This is a genomic window from Hoylesella buccalis ATCC 35310, from assembly GCF_000177075.1.
GTDB lineage: Bacteria > Bacteroidota > Bacteroidia > Bacteroidales > Bacteroidaceae > Prevotella > Prevotella buccalis.
Genome location: NZ_ADEG01000094.1, coordinates 14,793 through 32,667 on the forward strand (window position 1 = coordinate 14,793; position 17,875 = coordinate 32,667).

11 protein-coding genes and 2 tRNA genes are annotated in these 17,875 nt (G+C 48.3%); 2 read left to right on the forward strand and 11 right to left on the reverse strand.

Annotation, left to right across the window (positions count from 1 at the left end; all coding sequences use genetic code 11):
* Positions 1-11 precede the first annotated feature (11 nt).
* From HMPREF0650_RS10430 to HMPREF0650_RS10440, 3 genes are all read right to left on the reverse strand, one after another.
* The gene (locus HMPREF0650_RS10430; protein WP_040563205.1) at positions 12-1,685 is read right to left on the reverse strand and encodes a tetratricopeptide repeat protein; all 1,674 of its coding nucleotides are present in this window, start codon (positions 1,683-1,685) and stop codon (positions 12-14) included.
* Positions 1,686-1,708: 23 nt separating this feature from the next.
* Positions 1,709-1,794: transfer RNA gene (locus HMPREF0650_RS10435), tRNA-Leu, on the reverse strand.
* A 99-nt stretch (positions 1,795-1,893) separates the two neighbouring features.
* A tRNA-Gly gene (locus HMPREF0650_RS10440) sits at positions 1,894-1,966 on the reverse strand.
* 895 nt (positions 1,967-2,861) lie between these two features.
* On the opposite strand from HMPREF0650_RS10440, the gene HMPREF0650_RS10445 reads away from it, so the two are divergent.
* Both HMPREF0650_RS10445 and HMPREF0650_RS10450 read left to right on the forward strand, forming a co-directional pair.
* A complete protein-coding gene (locus HMPREF0650_RS10445) occupies positions 2,862-4,910 on the forward strand; it encodes a protein-disulfide reductase DsbD family protein (RefSeq protein ID WP_004350624.1) in 2,049 nt (682 codons plus the stop codon).
* A gap of 124 nt (positions 4,911-5,034) precedes the next feature.
* Positions 5,035-6,327: an L-cysteine desulfidase family protein gene (locus HMPREF0650_RS10450; protein WP_004350626.1), complete on the forward strand. Its 1,293-nt coding sequence runs from the start codon at positions 5,035-5,037 to the stop codon at positions 6,325-6,327.
* 186 nt (positions 6,328-6,513) lie between these two features.
* Here HMPREF0650_RS10450 and HMPREF0650_RS10455 read toward each other — a convergent pair whose 3' ends face one another.
* The 8 genes from HMPREF0650_RS10455 to tyrS all read right to left on the reverse strand — a co-directional run bounded on the left by HMPREF0650_RS10455 (position 6,514) and on the right by tyrS (position 17,823).
* Entirely contained in the window at positions 6,514-8,085 is a 1,572-nt protein-coding gene (locus HMPREF0650_RS10455) for a S41 family peptidase (RefSeq protein WP_040563187.1), read from the reverse strand.
* Positions 8,086-8,155: 70 nt separating this feature from the next.
* Positions 8,156-10,168, reverse strand: coding sequence for a DNA topoisomerase IV subunit B (locus HMPREF0650_RS10460; protein ID WP_004350629.1), 2,013 nt, complete (start codon positions 10,166-10,168; stop codon positions 8,156-8,158).
* 147 nt (positions 10,169-10,315) lie between these two features.
* The gene (locus HMPREF0650_RS10465; protein WP_004350631.1) at positions 10,316-11,464 is read right to left on the reverse strand and encodes a hypothetical protein; all 1,149 of its coding nucleotides are present in this window, start codon (positions 11,462-11,464) and stop codon (positions 10,316-10,318) included.
* 408 nt (positions 11,465-11,872) lie between these two features.
* Positions 11,873-13,129, reverse strand: a complete 1,257-nt coding sequence (locus tag HMPREF0650_RS10470) for a THUMP-like domain-containing protein (RefSeq protein ID WP_004350633.1) — start codon at positions 13,127-13,129, stop codon at positions 11,873-11,875.
* A gap of 45 nt (positions 13,130-13,174) precedes the next feature.
* A complete protein-coding gene (locus HMPREF0650_RS10475) occupies positions 13,175-13,849 on the reverse strand; it encodes a M15 family metallopeptidase (RefSeq protein WP_004350635.1) in 675 nt (224 codons plus the stop codon).
* Between the two features lie 57 nt (positions 13,850-13,906).
* Positions 13,907-14,665, reverse strand: a complete 759-nt coding sequence (locus HMPREF0650_RS10480; RefSeq protein WP_040563191.1) for a glycerophosphodiester phosphodiesterase family protein — start codon at positions 14,663-14,665, stop codon at positions 13,907-13,909.
* Positions 14,666-14,782: 117 nt separating this feature from the next.
* The gene (locus HMPREF0650_RS10485) at positions 14,783-16,306 is read right to left on the reverse strand and encodes a DUF3943 domain-containing protein (RefSeq protein WP_155813634.1); all 1,524 of its coding nucleotides are present in this window, start codon (positions 16,304-16,306) and stop codon (positions 14,783-14,785) included.
* Between the two features lie 215 nt (positions 16,307-16,521).
* Positions 16,522-17,823 carry a tyrosine--tRNA ligase gene (gene tyrS, locus HMPREF0650_RS10490; RefSeq protein WP_004350641.1) on the reverse strand — a complete coding sequence of 434 codons (1,302 nt, stop codon included), beginning with the start codon at positions 17,821-17,823 and terminating at the stop codon, positions 16,522-16,524.
* Positions 17,824-17,875: the final 52 nt, after the last annotated feature.

Below are 17,875 nucleotides of genomic sequence, written 5' to 3' on the forward strand. Positions count from 1 at the left end.
AAACAGTTGCCTTATCTCAAGATAGACAATTCTAAATCGTTGTCAGCGTATGTCTTTAATGAGGGGTCTTTCTTCAAAGCCTCTTTCAAATAAGATTCTGCAGCAAACTTGTTACCACGACGTGCAGCCACGATGGCGTGCAGATAGTCCGTCAAGGCATTAGGGTTAGCTACCTTGTCAAGCGTAGCCGCTGCTGCAGCATAGTTCTTGTTCATCAACTGTGCAAGGGCCGCACTGTTGCTGTTAACATCTTCGAAGTCTTTCTCTGCTTGTGCAAAATTGCCCTTTGCCAGATTCAAACTACCGATAGCCACGTTTACATTCTGTTCACCCAGTGCCTTGGCGATGCTGGTCTCGGCCTCTTTCACGTTGCCGTTAACCAGTTCCATGATACCCAGATTAGCCAAAGCCTCAGGAGCTTGCGGATTAACACGCAAAGCACGTTCGAGATATCGTGTGGCTTCCATCTCGTCACCCTTCTTGAATGCCAAGGTAGCCAGGTTGTTCAAAGCCCGATAGTCTTTGTCATAATATTCAGCCGTGCGCTTGTAGATTTCTTCCTTCTTGGCCATGTTGTCTTCCAAAGTAGCGTAATAGAGCATTTCCTCTACGCTGAGTTTGGTGGCATCGGTGGCATATTGTGCCTTGATTTGCTCATCACTTCTGCCGATGGTCTCATAGTTAATAATCAGACGAGAACGACGCAACTCAGGCAAAATGCCGTCAGCCAATTCGCGGAAGGCCTCACTCATGTTACGAATCTGCTGCTCTCTCTGCTCGGGATCCTTATACATGGACAGCACGCGTAGGATGACATCCTTGTCTTGAATGTTGCTGGCCTGAACCAATTTCTGGAAACCATCCCAGTCTTGTGCGGTGTAGTGAGCGTCAATGCCAGTGGCCACTCCCGTCTGCTTCAGCTGCGATTTAACGTAAGCCTCAGAAGTATTCTGGCGCTTGCCAGCCAACTTGTCGTTGAAGCTGAATCCACCTTCCGGTGATGCATAAGCCTGAACCTCAACGTTACGGATGTTCAATTTCTCGCGATCGGCATTGATGCGCTTCAACATGGCAACAAACTCCTTCACAGAGTTATTCTTCAATTCACTCCGGCGCAAGTTGGCTTGGTTCACCAAGAACTTGATGTTGGCCTCTTGCTTCCGCGCATTAACACGCTGGAAAGAGTCGGGAGCGATGCAACCGCCGTCACCCAGCAACAGTTGTTTGTACAGTTCGGACGTAGCAATCACGCCTTCGGCCACCTTCACGGCTGGTATATTAATCTTCTTATTGCCCCTGCGAGCGCTGAAAGTAAGATACATGTCGCTTTTCTGCATCTCGGGAACGAAATCAAACGCCGTCTTCATGGTGTAACGACCACCCAAACGATAAGAAATCATCTGATCGTTTCCCAGCACTTTCTCGCCTTGGAACGTAGATCCTGTCCCTTTGGCAACCTGCCCATTTCCATATCTTAATTCGGGAATCACGGTCACAACAGCGTTTTTCTTCATGTATTTTTCAGGAAAAGCACCGTTGATGGTAGCTGGAACCTGACCGCCTTTTGTCTCCAGCGGGTTTGGTGTTACCGTGAAATTGTCTGCTGACAACGCTCCCATTTTTGAGCATGAGCTGAGTGCCAGCACTGAACATACTGATAAAGTAAAGATGAGATTTTTGCGCATAGTAATCATTTTTAGTTTTAGTGTGCCGCGAGCGGGACTCGAACCCGCACAGCCATTACTGGCCAAGGGATTTTAAGTCCCTCGTGTCTACCAATTCCACCATTGCGGCAATCAGCCAAAACCGACTGTATCTGCCAGGTTTGTCCACGGAAAAAAGTTTTCATGTCGCACCAACCAGACTACAGCAGCCTGAACAAATATTAAAATGAGCGGCAAACGAGACTCGAACTCGCGACCCCAACCTTGGCAAGGTTGTGCTCTACCAACTGAGCTATTGCCGCATTTTTTATAGGGTGCAAAGGTAGCATATAATCTTTATATCCACAAAAAATTTTTATTTTTTATTGATTAAGTTTAGTAAAACAGTAAGATGGCAGTGACCTTACTCAGAACGGTAGGGGGTAGACGCACACAAATCATGAAGCGTTTCCGCAAGCAACTACTTGAAGAAAAAGGATACTCATGGGGCCTTACCGCACAGAATATGTAAAGTATTTTTGAAAGAAAACGCCCCTAAAACGGCCTTCAGAAGCGTACCTTCTAGAAAAAATAGGCAAACGGGATGCAAACAAGGCGTTAATTGAGCAGAAAAAAGCAAATTTCGACCCAATAACAACGAGATGATGTGATGAAAAGCATCCTTTTGGCGGTCAATAGGACTGCCATTGCAGGCTAAAAGCATAGCTATTGGTGACCAAAAGCAATGCTTTTACCCGTTAACGGTCTGGAAATTAAAGCAACGGCAGTGGTGAATACATGTAACTTCCTGTATGACAACAAAATAGAAAACTTTCTTATTTTGGGCGAATTTGAAACAAGAAGCGGGGTTGCTGATTGACAAGCCAAGCATGAGCGCATTCGTTGTCAAGATAATTCATCACGCCTGGCTTTCATTGTGGTGAAGGTTTGATTCTTAAAGCAATGATGACAGCGGCTGCGGGGAATGGCATGAAAAATTCACGTTCTCAAACAAGTATTTTTTACTTCCACGTTTGTCTGTATCAACAGAATTATATATTTTTGCAGACAAGGCCGACTTTATAAGTCGGACAAGCCGTGAAAGTGCTTGCATCTACAGTCCTGTAACGGTAGCAAAACCATGAATGGGCTGTGGTAATGGCGTGTGACTTTCTGTATACTATGATATTGCTATTACAACCATAAATATCACTTAACATGAAAAAGTATTTAGTGCTGGCATTGTTGTCGTTGACAACGCTATTCACCCAAGCACAGATTGTAGACCCCATACAATCATCCGCACAACTCAAAACGGGGAAAACTGCTGAAGGCGAAATTGTCTTCAACCTTGATATTGAACAGGGATGGCACGTCTATTCCGTGAACCTTGGCAGCAGTGGGCCTATCGAGGCCTCTTTCCATGTCAACAAAATGGACGGCGTAGAGAAAGTGGGCGGCCTGGTGGCGCGCGGCAACGAAATCTCGAAGATGGACAACCTGTTTGGCATGAAGCTGCGCTTTTTTGAGCATAAGGCGCAGTTTGTCCAGAAAGTAAGGTTCACCAAACCCAATTATACCATTGATGCTTATTTGGAATATGGCGCATGCAACGACCAAACGTGCATGCCACCGCAAGAAGTAGCCTACAAGAAAGCCGGGAAATCGCCGGCCGTTGAGGCTGCAACAACACCGCAGGAACCGACTGAAAAAGAGGCGAAAGATACGGATTCGCCTTCATCCCTCAACCCAGACTCCATGCAGACCGCGGCGACGGACACGCTTCTTCCCGCACCGGTGGATACCAACCAGGTGGCTGTCAGCACTGATTTATGGCAGCCTGTCATCCAAGAATTGCAACAACAGGATGGCCGTAGCGAGCAGAACGGTTCACTGTGGTTTCTGTTCCTGATGGGGTTTGCCGGCGGATTGCTGGCGCTGTTCACGCCCTGCGTATGGCCCATCATCCCCATGACGGTAAGTTTCTTCCTCAAACGCACCAAGGACAAGGCCAAAGGCATGCGCGATGCCATTACCTACGGATTGGCCATCATCGTGATATTCCTGTCGCTGGGACTGCTTGTGACGGCATTTACTGATCCACACAAGCTCAACGAACTGGCAACCAGTGCGGTTTTCAACATTTTCTTCTTCCTGCTGCTGGTGGTGTTTGCACTCTCTTTCTTCGGATGGTTCGAGCTGCGGCTGCCTGAGTCATGGGGAAACAAGATGGACAGCAAGGCCTCTTCCACCACCGGATTACTCTCTATCTTTCTGATGGCCTTCACGTTGGTGCTGGTATCTTTCTCTTGTACAGCTCCCATCGTTGGTTTCTTGCTGGTACAAGCCGCCACATCGGGCAACTGGGTGGGGCCTGCCATCGGCATGTTTGGCTTCGCCTTGGCACTGGCTCTGCCGTTCACACTCTTCGCCCTGTTCCCTTCTTGGCTGAAGCAAGCACCCAAATCGGGTTCTTGGATGAACACCATCAAGGTGGTATTGGGCTTCATCGAACTGGCCTTCGCCTTAAAGTTCCTCTCCGTAGCCGACCTGGCATACGGCTGGCACATCCTCGATCGTGAGGTGTTCTTGTCGCTGTGGATTGTCATCTTCGGCATGTTGGGACTTTATCTCATCGGACACCTCAAGTTCCAAAGCGACATGGTGGGCGGCGAGAGTAAACCCATGCCGGTGGTATGTATCATGCTGGGCATGATTTCGCTGGCCTTCACGGTGTACATGGTGCCTGGTCTTTGGGGCGCACCAGTCAAGGCCGTGAGTGCTTTCGCACCCCCAATCAGCACACAAGACTTCAACCTGAACAACAAAGAGGTTCACGCCGCCTATACTAATTACGAAGAAGGAATGGCTGCCGCCAAAGCTCAGGGCAAGCCTGCTTTCATCGATTTCACCGGCTTTGGTTGCGTCAACTGCCGAAAGATGGAAGCGGCTGTGTGGACTGATCCATCGGTTGCGGAGGTATTGACAAAGGATTATGTGCTCATCTCCTTGTTCGTGGACGACAAAACGCCGCTGAAAGAACAGTTAGAAGTGATGGACAACGGCAAAAAGCGCACGCTTCGCACGGTTGGCGACAAATGGAGTTATCTGCAAAGTAGTAAGTTTGGCGCCAACACACAGCCCTTCTATGTGCCACTGGACAATGCAGGAAAACCGCTGACTGGCTCATACAGCTATAAAGAAGATGTGTCGGCGTACCTCGACTTCTTGAAGAAAGGACTGGAGGCATACCGCAATCGCGACTAACCTTGCACGCCCTTGCCACGCAATACAGATTGTGCTGCGTGGCAAGGCAAACTGCTTTGCACAGGTAAGACACACCTACATACAAACAAACCACGATATAAAAACCATTTGAATCTACAAAACCATGCTTGAAGAACATATCCGAAAACAAATCATACAGCTCATCCACCAGGAAGTAGTGCCTGCCGTTGGATGCACGGAGCCCATGGCCGTGGCGCTATGTACGGCCAAAGCAACGGAGATGTTGGGCTGTCGGCCCGAGAAAATAACCGCCCTACTGAGTGCTAACATCTTGAAAAACGCCATGGGTGTGGGCATTCCAGGTACAGGAATGATAGGACTACCCATTGCCATAGCGCTGGGCAGCATTGTAGGAAAGAGTGAATATCAGTTGGAAGTAATCAAGGATCTCACGCCTCAGACGCTGGAAGACGCGAAGAAATACATAGAGGAAAAACGCATAGACATCCAACTCAAACAGGGAATTACCGAGAAACTGTACATTGAGGTGACATGCCAGGCAAACGATCAAACGGCAAAGGCCATCATTGCAGGCGCGCATACCAACTTTGTCCACCTATGCAAAAATGGGGAAATCCTGCTCGACAAAGGGCTGAGGAAGCAAGATGAACCGGAGGAGAACGGCATACAGCTTTCCTTCCGGATGGTCTACGACTTCGCCACCACCACCCCCACCGACGAAATCAGGTTCATGCTGAAAACAAAAGAGTATAACATGAATGCTGCCAATCAGTCGCTGAAGGGCAACTACGGCCACTGCTTGGGCAAGACGATGGATCGTCCATTGAGCCGAGGGATATTTGGTAACAGCATCTACTCGCACATCATCGCCAAGACAGCATTGGCCTGCGACGCCCGAATGGGTGGGGCCATGATACCGGTGATGAGCAATAGTGGGTCGGGAAACCAGGGTATCTGCGCCACAAACCCAGTGGTGGTGTACGCCATGGAAAACGAAAATACGGAAGAAGAACTTATCCGTGCCCTGACACTCAGTCATCTATCGGCCATTTACATCAAGCAGAGCCTGGGCAAACTGTCGGCTCTGTGCGGCTGTGTGGTGGCCAGCATCGGCTCAAGCTGTGGCATCACCTACCTCATGGGCGGCGACTATGCCCACATCTGTCATGCTATCAAGAACATGATTGCCAACCTTACCGGCATGATTTGCGACGGAGCCAAGCCCAGTTGCTCACTAAAAATCAGCTCAGGTGTCAGCACTGCGGTGCTTTCGGCCTTGCTGTCGATGGAAAACAAGCATGTAACGTCGGCAGAAGGTATCATCGACGAGGACGTGGATCGCTCGATACGCAACCTCACCAGCATTGGCAAAGACGCCATGGGCATGACTGATGAGATGGTTCTAAGTATCATGACCAGCAAACAACGGTGCTAAGTATCGTTCCCAAACCTGCGTCTTTCCCCCGTAAAGTCCATGGACATCCAACGCTGGCGATAGCATCAATGCCGGCTATCGTCATGAGCGTGCACTCGCAATGCTACTATTAGTGATAGCAAAGAATAAGGCATGCGCCATTGAGGAGATATCACAAGGTATATTATGACTTGTCCCGTCTTCGCCTTAATTCATCAGTTCAACGGCCTTAAGGACAATGTCATTGGTTTCATTGATAATCTGGAAATACTCATTCATGTCCCACAAATCGCGTGCAACCAATGCCTTGAGTTGGTTTTTCACAGCGGGTAAGGTCGTTTGTAATTCCTCCTTATCCTTCGGTTTCACCTTTTCTTTCTCACCAGAGTGAATCACTGCATCCACCAACTGCTGCGGAACATCAAACTCACGCACAAACTTTGCGAAGGTTGGATATTGTTTTTGCAGTTGTTTACGATGTTGGTCAACATATTTCAGATTCTCTGTAATGATGATTCCCTTGGCTGCCAACTGCCGATGATACGGTGTGAATTTGGTCGTATCGAGTGGAACAAAGTAATCAGGCATGATGCCTCCGCCACCATATACCGTGCGTTTGAGGCGCAAAGTCTTATACTTCAGCGAGTCAGCGAAATGAATACTGTCGGCACTATACAGCTCCCCATGCTTGAAACGAGTGTCCAATTCTCGGGCATAGCTTTCGTTATCACCCTTGGTATATGGTTTTTGAATACAACGTCCCGATGGAGTATAGTAGTGAGCGATGGTGAGTCGCATCATACTTCCATCAGGAAAATCGATCGGACGCTGCACCAAACCCTTCCCAAACGAACGCCGTCCAACCACCTGCCCTCTGTCTTGGTCCTGGATAGCTCCTGTAACAATCTCGGCAGCGGATGCTGAAAACTCATTCATCAGCACCATCACCTTGCCCGAAAGCAAACTACCGTTACCGTGTGCCGTATATTCTATACGCTCTGCGCGTCGTCCTTTGGTATAAACAATCAAGTCGTTGCGCTGCAAAAACTCATTGGCTATCTTCACCGCAGCTTGCAAATAGCCACCTCCGTTGTCCTGCAAATCCAAGACAAGGTCACGCATTCCCTGCTTTTTCAGTGCAGTGATACAGACCATAAACTCATCATAAGTGGTCGCACCAAAGCTCCCTATGCGCACATAGCCTAATTGGGGACGGAGCATGTAACTGGCATCAACGGTTTTAACAGGTATCTTATCGCGCACTACGGTAAAGTAAAGCCGCTCCCCAATGCCCTTACGGAGGATGCCCAACTTTACTTTTGTTCCTTTCTTTCCACGCAACCGCCGCATAATCTCTTCGCGTGCCATCTTGACACCCGCAATGCTACTGTCGTTAACACTCACGATTCGGTCGCCGGCCATGATGCCCACCTTCTCCGATGGACCATTGGTAATGGTCTGAATGACCATGAGTGTGTCTTGCATCATGTTGAATTGAATGCCAATACCTTCAAAAGATCCCTGCAAAGATTCAGTCATGGCCTTGGTTTCTTTCGCCGTTGTATAAGAAGAGTGTGGGTCTAGCTTCTCCAACATACCACGAATGGCGTCTTCAACCAGTTTGTCTTCGTTCACCGTATCAACATAAAGATTGTTGATGGCCATCTCCGCAATTTGCAACTTGCGAAGAGGTGAATCTTTCCCAAAATTGATATTGATTTGAGCGGATACTGAATAAACTATCAATAGTGCCCAACATGTAGCAACGAGTCGTCTCATTTGTCTGATTTTACATAAAAGAATTGTTCGCCCCAAAGACATCGATTCTCCGCCTAAATGACAAAGATTGTCAGTCAATTGGTTTGAGTTCGTCTTCCGGAAGGTCTTCCTCGACCACCAGATTATCGATGATAAAGTTTTGTCGTTCCATGGTATTCTTGCCCATGTAATACTCCAAAAGCTTTTGTACTTGGTCGTTTTTGTGCAGCGTCACCTGTTCCAGTCGCATGTCAGGCCCGATGAAATGGACAAATTCGTCAGGAGATATCTCTCCCAATCCTTTGAATCGGGTGATTTCAGGCTCGGGTCCCAGATCCTTAATCGCTTCTTGTCGCTCTTCATCACTATAACAGTAGCGAGTGATGAAATCGCTCTTTCGCTCTTTTTTGTCACGACTGGCGTCCGCATCTGCTATCACTTGCTTATTTTTAATCTTCGTTCTGCGGTTACGAACACGAAAAAGAGGCGTCTGCAACACATACACATGTCCTTTCTTGATAAGCTCGGGGAAGAACTGTAGAAAGAAAGTGATAATCAACAGACGGATGTGCATGCCGTCGACATCGGCATCTGTGGCGACAATTACCTTGTTGTAGCGCAGCGTGTCTAGGCCATCTTCAATGTCGAGAGCCGCCTGCAAGAGGTTGAACTCCTCGTTTTCGTACACCACCTTCTTGGTCAAACCGTACGAATTGAGTGGTTTTCCCCGCAACGAGAACACCGCTTGTGTGTTCACATCCCTGCTCTTGGTGATGCTGCCGCTGGCCGAATCGCCCTCGGTAATAAAGATACAACTCTCCTCCTTGCGATCATTTTTCTCGTCACTGAAGTGAATTCGGCAATCACGCAACTTCTTATTGTGCAAGTTGGCCTTCTTGGCACGCTCTCTGGCGAGCTTCGTTACCCCCGCCATAGCTTTGCGTTCGTGCTCGCTGGCCTTGATCTTAGTCTCCAGCACGTCCGCACAATCTTCCTTGTGGATGTGCAGGTAGTTGTCCACCTCACGCTTGATGAAATCGCCCACGTACTTGTTGATGGTCTCACCACCTGGTGCCATAAGCGTCGACCCCAGTTTAATCTTGGTCTGACTCTCGAAAACAGGCTCTTCCACGTTGATGGCTACGGCCGCCACAAGGCCGTTTCGAATGTCGGTGTACTCGTAGTTTTTGTCGTAAAACTCTTTGATAGTCTTGGCGATATGCTCCTTGAAAGCACTCTGATGCGTGCCTCCCTGCGTGGTATGCTGTCCGTTGACAAACGAGTGGTATTCTTCTCCGTACTGATTGGTATGTGTGAAGGCAATCTCGATGTCATCGCCAATCACATGAACAATAGGGTACAATCCGTCCGTTGTCATGTTGTCGTTAAGCAAGTCCTCCAATCCGTTACGGCTTTTGATGCGCCGTCCATTGTACATAATGGTGAGTCCGGCATTCAGATAGGTATAGTTGCGCAGCATGGTTTCCACGATATCATCGTGGAACGAGTAGTTCTTGAACAGCGTGTTGTCGGGTTCAAAATAGACATAGGTACCCGTTTCATCCTTCGTTTTATCGGTCTGATCGGTCTTAATCTCACCTTTTTCAAACGTAATGGAACGAACTTTCCCCTCTCTGTACGACTTCACCTCAAAATGTGCACTCAAAGCATTCACGGCTTTGAGACCCACACCGTTCAATCCCACACTCTTCTTAAACGCTTTCGAATCGTATTTTCCACCTGTATTCAGCATGCTCACGGCCTCTACCAGTTTGCCTTGTGGAATACCACGACCGTAGTCGCGCACGCTGACGCGCAGGTTTTCTTCCACGTCAATCTCAATTCGGTCGCCCGACTTCATCTTAAACTCGTCGATGGAGTTGTCAATCACTTCCTTCAACAGCACATAGATGCCATCCTCGGGCAAGTTTCCATCGCCCAATCGGCCGATGTACATGCCCGGACGGGTACGCACATGCTCCATATCCGACAGGTGCCGGATGTTGTCGTCTGTATAAGAAACGATTTCTTCTGCCCCAACCGGAGCAGAAGCTGTATTGTTATGATTCGTCGATTGCAATTCTTGCTTGTTTTTATCAGTCATCGGTTTTTTGGTTGTTATTCGTTTTCAGCAGTTCCGTAGGGGATGGTTTCTACCATATCAGCACACTCTACATACCATCGTCACGCACGAAAGAGCGTTTAAAACCCCAAAAAGAATCCACTTACCCGATACGGCTGTGGGCAAGAATTAAATCTTCTTCTTGAAACAGCTGCGACGCTTATGATTCGTAGGCTTCAGCGGTCCCCATTGACTTTGCACGCCCTCATTGGTTTCCAGCTCCACTTGACTCTCGGCCCAAGTGAACCCATACTTGTTAAACACAGGTATCAAATCGGTGAACAACAAGGCATTGGCACCCTTGGATCGATACTCTGGCAGCACACCCATCAACAGCAAGTCGCCCCCACCTCCTGTCTTTTGAAACTTGATGGCCCGCAACAGATGCCACCACCCCCAGGGGAGCAAGCGGCCTCTACGGCATTTTTGTAAGGCATACGACAGGGATGGAATTGAAATGCCCACGCCAATGAGCTTCCTGTCCTTATTCCAATCCTCAATGAGCGTAATCATGTTCAAATCGGCGAAGCGAAGATACATGTTCACATAGTGATCAATCTGCTTCTCACTGAGTTCAGAATAGCCATAAAGGTCTTTGTACGTCTCGTTGATGATGTCAAAAACCTTTCGTCCATAATCGGTCTTTTTCACTTCCCTTCGGGTCAGTTTCTTGATGTGCAGGTTGTAACGCGTTTCTACAACCTCGGCTATCTTCGCATATTTCTCAGGAATTTCCTTAGGAACGTCAAAGAAATATTCCACATAATTCTGGTCAACTTCCCATCCGCCCAACTTCTCTATATGCTGTGGGTAGTAAGGATAATTGTAAATGGTGATCATCGTACTGAGCTTATCAAAGCCCCACGTGAGCATTCCTTCAGGATCCATGTCGGTGAAACCCAATGGACCCACCATCTCGGTCATGCCTTTTGAGCGGCCATAGGCAGCCACTTCATCAAACAAGGCGCGAGATACCTCCAAGTCATCTATGAAGTCAATCCAGCCAAAACGCACGATCTTCGTTTTCCATTTTTCATTGGCTCGATGGTTAATGATGGCTGCTACGCGCCCTACTACTTTACCCTGTTTGTACGCAATATAATATTCTGCCTCGCAAAACTCAAATGCAGCGTTCTTATCTTTACGCAAGGTGTTCATATCGTCCATGAAAAGATTCGGAACATCGTATGGGTTTCCCTCATAAAGGTCGTAATGAAAGTCAACGAACGTTCTCAAATCGCGCAGCGACTCGACCTTTTTAATTTGTACAGATGGCATTCTTTTTAATAAGATTGTATGCAATATAGGCTTGCAAAGTTACGCTTATTTGGCCTATTTTCAAAATAAAACGCCTACATTTTTTACCGCTCGCGGGAGTGCAAGCATGACAAGGGGAATCACGCTCCTGCTGAAGAGCATTTCAATAGCAATGAGTTTGACATCCAAAGTCATTGAGTTTAGCAGCCAAAGTCATTGAGTTTGGAGCCCAAAGTCATTGAGTTTGGCGGGCAAGTGTTTTCGAGTATTCTATCAAATAGCGAGAAAAAGATATAAACATCTGTTTATCAATAATATACATTGCCATGGCGGCGATGTCAAACAAGCTCGTCATCGACCGGTGCGCACATATCAAACAGCAGATTGTTATCCATCTTACGCATGAGCGGTTGATGACAACGTCACCGATTATTTGCTGCAAATCAACAGAACATGCCGCCCATCTGCCTGCGTGGTAGCGAAAACATAAACCGCTCCCCCATCCTTCAGTTTGAGCCGTTTGCGCAACTCGGCCACGGAAAGGGGAAAGTTGCGGGTGGTGATGTTGGCCTGGCGCACGTCGCGAAGCACTGACCTCAGTTCTTTCTTGTTCATCGATGCGAGGGCTTGAATACAGAACTTCCGCCCTGGAAACGCCGGGAGGTCACGCTCGGAGATAAAGAGATGCGAGTTGGGTGCTATCTTCCGAACGCCCAATTGGGCGCTCACAGCCGAGAAACAACCGGCCTTCATGATTGACGCATGGGGCTCATAGAGGTACAATCCCGGCCGTATATCTTCGGGACTTACGTAAGGAGGCGGTACGACAGACGGCTCATCGGCCGAACAAACAAAGGCCTGGTCATCATTCACACAATGGAGGGTGAGCGGCTTATGCCGTTGCTTGCTCAAGACGAAGAGCAGTTCTTTGCACTCGTTTCTCACCGACAGGACATGTATCTCGCACACCTTCACCCCATCAGTCTCGAGTTGAGCCACGGCTTGGTGCCAGTCGAGCATCGGAGAGAGCTTCACCATGACAAAAAGACTCTTATCCGTGAGCTCTTCTTTCAGGCTCAACAAATCAGGTGTGCAGTCGCTGATGGCCACCGTTTTGCCGCCCTGTCGGTCACGACGGGCAGGATCCAGGTAGATTACCGTGGCGTGATTCATCCGCCGAAGATAGTCCACACCATCGGCACACACCACTTCTGCCTGTTGCAAACCTAAGAGGGAGAAATTGTGTTGAGCCATCTCGCACAACGCTTGTTGCCGTTCTACGTAGATACAACGCTCGAATTGACGGGCCATGAAGGAGAAATCAACTCCAAAACCGCCTGTCAAATCGACCAAAGATGGCTCTGTTTCATGGGGCAGATGGGCTTTCTTCGGGTCTTCTGACCATGATTCTTGACCGAAATCTGCACAGAGCCGCGCGGCCAACTGCGCTTTGTAGCGCGCCGTTTGCTCGGAAGAGCATTGCTCCATAGACAGGTGTGGCGGGTACAACAATGCGTCTATCGCTGCCCAGGACGGCAGTTTTTGTCGGGCAGTCTGTCGCCCCGCAATCTGTTGCAAGGCCAAAGGCATGTCCACACCTGGGTGTTGACCTCCCTTGAGGGCCAGCTGTCGCACGTCATCATCGGCGTGTTGGCGAATGAATGCTGCGGTAACTTCGTTCATCATACCCATCTCTTCATCGAAAATAAAATAAAAAAAGTAGCCGGCGGGCTACTTGATTACCTGATAATAACGCTTTGCCTGTGCCCGTGAGCGGAAGTTAAAATGCCACCATTCGGTACGCAAGGGCTTGAAACCAGCGTATGTCATGACGTCACGAAGCAGCTGACGGTTCTTGCGAGCCTGCCTGCTGATGCGCCCATGCGCCACCAGTTGGGCTTCGTTGTCAATGTGAGCCGCACGTCCCATATAGTCTATTTTGGTGCCCATGTCAAGGGTATCGCCCTTCAGATTGCACAGCGTGAGGTCGACAGCCAGTCCGTAATTGTGCAAACCACCGCCGCGTGCGGGATTGGACACATAGAAATATTTGGAGGTATGCTTCACCTTGTCCCACATTTTTTGCTGAATGGACATGGGACGGGCAGCGTCATAAATCTTCAATCGAAGATCCGGACGCAACTCCTTGAGCCGCTTTTGCGCCTTGACCAGTGCCTGTGCTGCGCGCGGATGGAGGTAGGCTTCGCGCAAATCGTCGTACAACACGCCGCCAGTGAAGTTGTCTGCGCGGGCATACATCAAGGATACCTGGATGGTCTTGTCGAGTTGTTGCACGTTGACATAGCCCCGACGCTCGAGCGACTGTGCCGTTTTACTAAGTTTTTGCTTGTCTTGAGCCACGGCAAAAGTGGTGGTCAAGACAAGCAATAAGATGATTTTTCGCATGCTTTGAATGGATGTTCTATTAACGAAGAGATGGATTTTTTCTTTCCATCAGCCTCATCACCGCGTCAAATCAATGGCCAATACGGGCTCGTTGGTGGTGATGTAATCCACCCCAGCCTTATTCATTTCTTCAATACCAGCCTTATCACTGACGGTCCACACGTTGACTGTCATGCCCAGATCGTGCGCCTCTTTGATCCATTCGGGGTGCTTGCGCAGAGCACCGATATGGTAATCAATGCCTGTGATGCCTTCCTGATGGAGCTGAGCCGGCGTCTTGTTGCCCGAAAGATAAGCCACTTTCGCCTGCTTGTCCAGTCGTACCAGTTCCAAACACACGTCATGACTGAACGCAATGTATTCCACTTTGTCTTGAATTCCATATTTTTTCACGGCATTCACCGTTGCTTGGACAGCGCGTTTGTTGGCTTCTAACGTTGAATGGGTCTTGATTTCAATGATGAGTTTGGTCTTGCTTTTGGTCTTTTTCATCATCTTCAGCAAGTCCTTCAGCTGTGGCATCTTCTCCCCATTCTTAAGTGTTAGGTTCTTACAATCCTTATAAGAAGCTTTTTCAAGCACCACGCCATTGAAATCAGCGTCATGATTCACCATGAGTTTTCCATCGGTCGTGATCCATACATCTATTTCAGAGCCATAGATATTCAAGTCGAGTGCCTTCTGGAGCGATGTCCTTGAGTTTTGAGCCGAGCCTGGTGTGGTCCAGTAACCACGGTGAGCAATGACTTTTGAACCTGCAAACATGCTGACTGTTGCAAAAGCAACAAGGGCTAGTGTACAAAATAATTTTTTCATAATGGTATGCGTATTGATAGTTGATGATTTACGTATGTATCTGCAAAGATAAGAAGTTGGCGTGACACAACCAAACCAAAACACAAGTAAACAGGGCGAGGAAGCGCGAAATTTGTACTACTTTAACTGATAAAGCAGGCCCAATCTCACTTCGTATGTACGAGCAGTAGCATCGTTTCGATAGGTATAGTGGGTATCACGATGATAATAAGCGCCCGACAAATGAAGCCCCCATTGTCGCCAAACTGGGATTTTGAGCATGGGACGCAACATCCATACGGATGATTGGTTGCGCTCGCCTTGTGCGCTGAAGGTTTCGTATGGCGTGTCAGCTGGCACATCTTCGTAGCCACGCCAACTGTACATTCTAAAAAAGCGGGCATCCAGAGAGAAAGAAAAGCGGTGACCTACCGAGAATTGCGTGCGTGACAGGGCGGTGAAGCCGCTGCCCATGTTGTAGGATTTGTGAAAGGGATTGTCGGCATAATCGCTCCAAAGTCCGCCCAACAACATACCATTGAGGAAGAAAGATTGATCAAATTGCAGGTTTTGACGAATGGAAGGAACCCTGCAAAGCCACCCTACTCCGACGCTGGCAGCCTCGGAAAGCTGGTAAGGAGGCAAGCCTCCGTTACGCCCATTGGTATGTTCGTAGTTGAAATGTTGATAAACACCGAAGCGCGACTGCATGCCCCAGCTCTCCATCGGAGGAGCTGCAACCAACTGTCCGATGATGTTGACGTGATTCACCGCATGTTGTTGATGCCCCACAACCACACCCGCATCGAGGGTAAAGTAATCGAAAGGTCTGTGTTCCTCACTGAAAGCGTCGCCATAGCAGACCGAAAAATCCAAATAAGGTGTATGAAACCGCATCGTGGAAGCATCGTGGCCCGATACATATCTGTCGCCAACAGCCATTGTTATGCGTACGGGTAATCGCTCGTCATCATGATAAGCTACTTTTTGAGGACGTATCTTCCAAGCTTCACCTGTGAATAGGCGATTCAATGCGCGGATGGGATTGATGGCTGCTCCCAGCAGTTCTTGGGCAACACGCCGCCACCCTCGCTGGTCATCATGGTACACGAGGTTCGACAAACGATAGGTACTTTCGCCGATAGCCAACCCACCTATGCCGGTAGAAATGGCGTCATTGATGGATGGGAGTTCGTTTTCGCCGGCAATTTCCCACAACAAGTCGCCGGCCAGGGTATAAGGTATCGACTCCCAGAAGTTCATACCATTACTGCGAGCGGCATTGAAGAATAGGTTACCATGATAGGGATGGTACCATAAATTGGTGTGAAACACATCCCCATCCCAAAACCATTGATTGAGCCGAACGTTGCGTTTAATCGTTTTACTGGTTACCTTGGCGAAATTAGCATCTAATACAAAATAGTCAACTGCCAGGAAGGTAGCGTTGATTCCCACCACTTCAGCGGCTGCCCGCCATGGATATTTGGGGGGACTGGCTGATTGTTTGTCCATCAGTGAGTCAACATTGAACACATAGGGCGATTGATTTAACAAAGTATCAGGTAGCGCTACGCTGTCAACCAATGCGCTTGAATCGCTTTGTAGATAGTAGGTCTGCGCTTTACTTTCTATCGAAAATAAAGTAACAAGAACACCCATGCCAACCCAGCACTTGGTTTTAGCCAAACAATCAATAACAGATAAGTAATTCAAGTATATCGAACATCTTAAGCATGTTTCAGCATAAGCGGCACTTCCCTCACCAACAAAAAAGCCTACCTGTCACTGAAACGATGTCTGAAAGGCACGATTCCCTGTGACACATAGGCCGTTTATGGTTCTAAAAACAGAACTGAGAGCAACCAGTTACTGTTTTATTTTACGGTAATGAGGAAGTAATTCTTCTTTCCACGCTGCACCAACAGATACTTACCGTCTATCAAGTCGTCTGCCGTAATAACCTGATCGAAGGACGAAAGCTTCTCTTTGTTGAGCGAAACACCGCCACCTTTCACCAGTTTCCGCATCTCACCTTTGCTTGGGAACATCTCCATTCCCTCCTGATTGAAGAGATCTACGGCCGTCGAACCCAACTGATTCTTATCAATTTCGTATTGAGGAACGCCGTTAAAGACATCGAGGAAGGTAGCCTCATCGAGCTTTCGTAGGCTCTCCTTGGTGGCTTTTCCGAACAAAATGTTGCTGGCTTCAATGGCCATGTCTAAGTCTTCCTGTGAATGAACCATCACCGTCACTTCCTCAGCCAAACGCTTTTGAAGAACACGTCGGCCGGGATCTTGCTGATGTTCGGCCACAAGTGCCTCGATGGTCTCACGCTCCAAGGAGGTAAATATCTTGATGTATTTCTCCGCATCATCATCACTAACGTTCAACCAGAATTGATAGAACGCATACGGTGTTGTGCGGTTTCTGTCCAACCAGATGTTACCGTTCTCCGTTTTGCCGAACTTTTTCCCGTCAGCCTTCGTGATTAAGGGACACGTTAGGCAGTAAGCATTCTCCTCAGCACCCAGTGTTCTGCGAATCAACTCTGTGCCCGTCGTCATGTTTCCCCATTGGTCGTTGCCGCCAAGTTGCAGTTTGATGCCATGCTTCTGATAGAGATGAAGGAAATCGTAGCCCTGCAACAGCTGGTAAGTAAACTCGGTAAACGACAAACCATCGCTGGCTTCACCGTTCAAACGCTTCTTCACACTGTCTTTGGCCATCATATAATTCACGGTAATGTGCTTGCCTACCTCGCGTGCAAAGTCAAGGAAAGTGAAGTCTTTCATCCAGTCATAGTTGTTCACCAGCTCGGCTTTGTTGGGTGTGTCACCATCAAAATCGAGGAATTTGGACACCTGTTGCTTAATAGCCTCTTGATTATGATACAAGGTGTCAGTATCCAAAAGGTTGCGTTCCAAGCTTTTTCCTGACGGATCTCCAATCATTCCCGTCGCTCCACCCAGCAACAGATAGGGCTTGTGACCACATCTTTGCAGATGACGGAGCATCATGATGCCACACAAATGGCCGATATGCAAGGAATCGGCCGTTGGATCAGTGCCCAAATAAGCCGACACGAGTTCTTTTTCAAGCAGTTCTTCGGTGCCTGGCATCATCTGTGCTAACATGCCACGCCATTTCAGTTCTTCAACAAAGTTCTTTGTCATCGAATCAAATTTATATTTTTCGTTTGTATTATGAAGCTGGGGCCTCTACTCA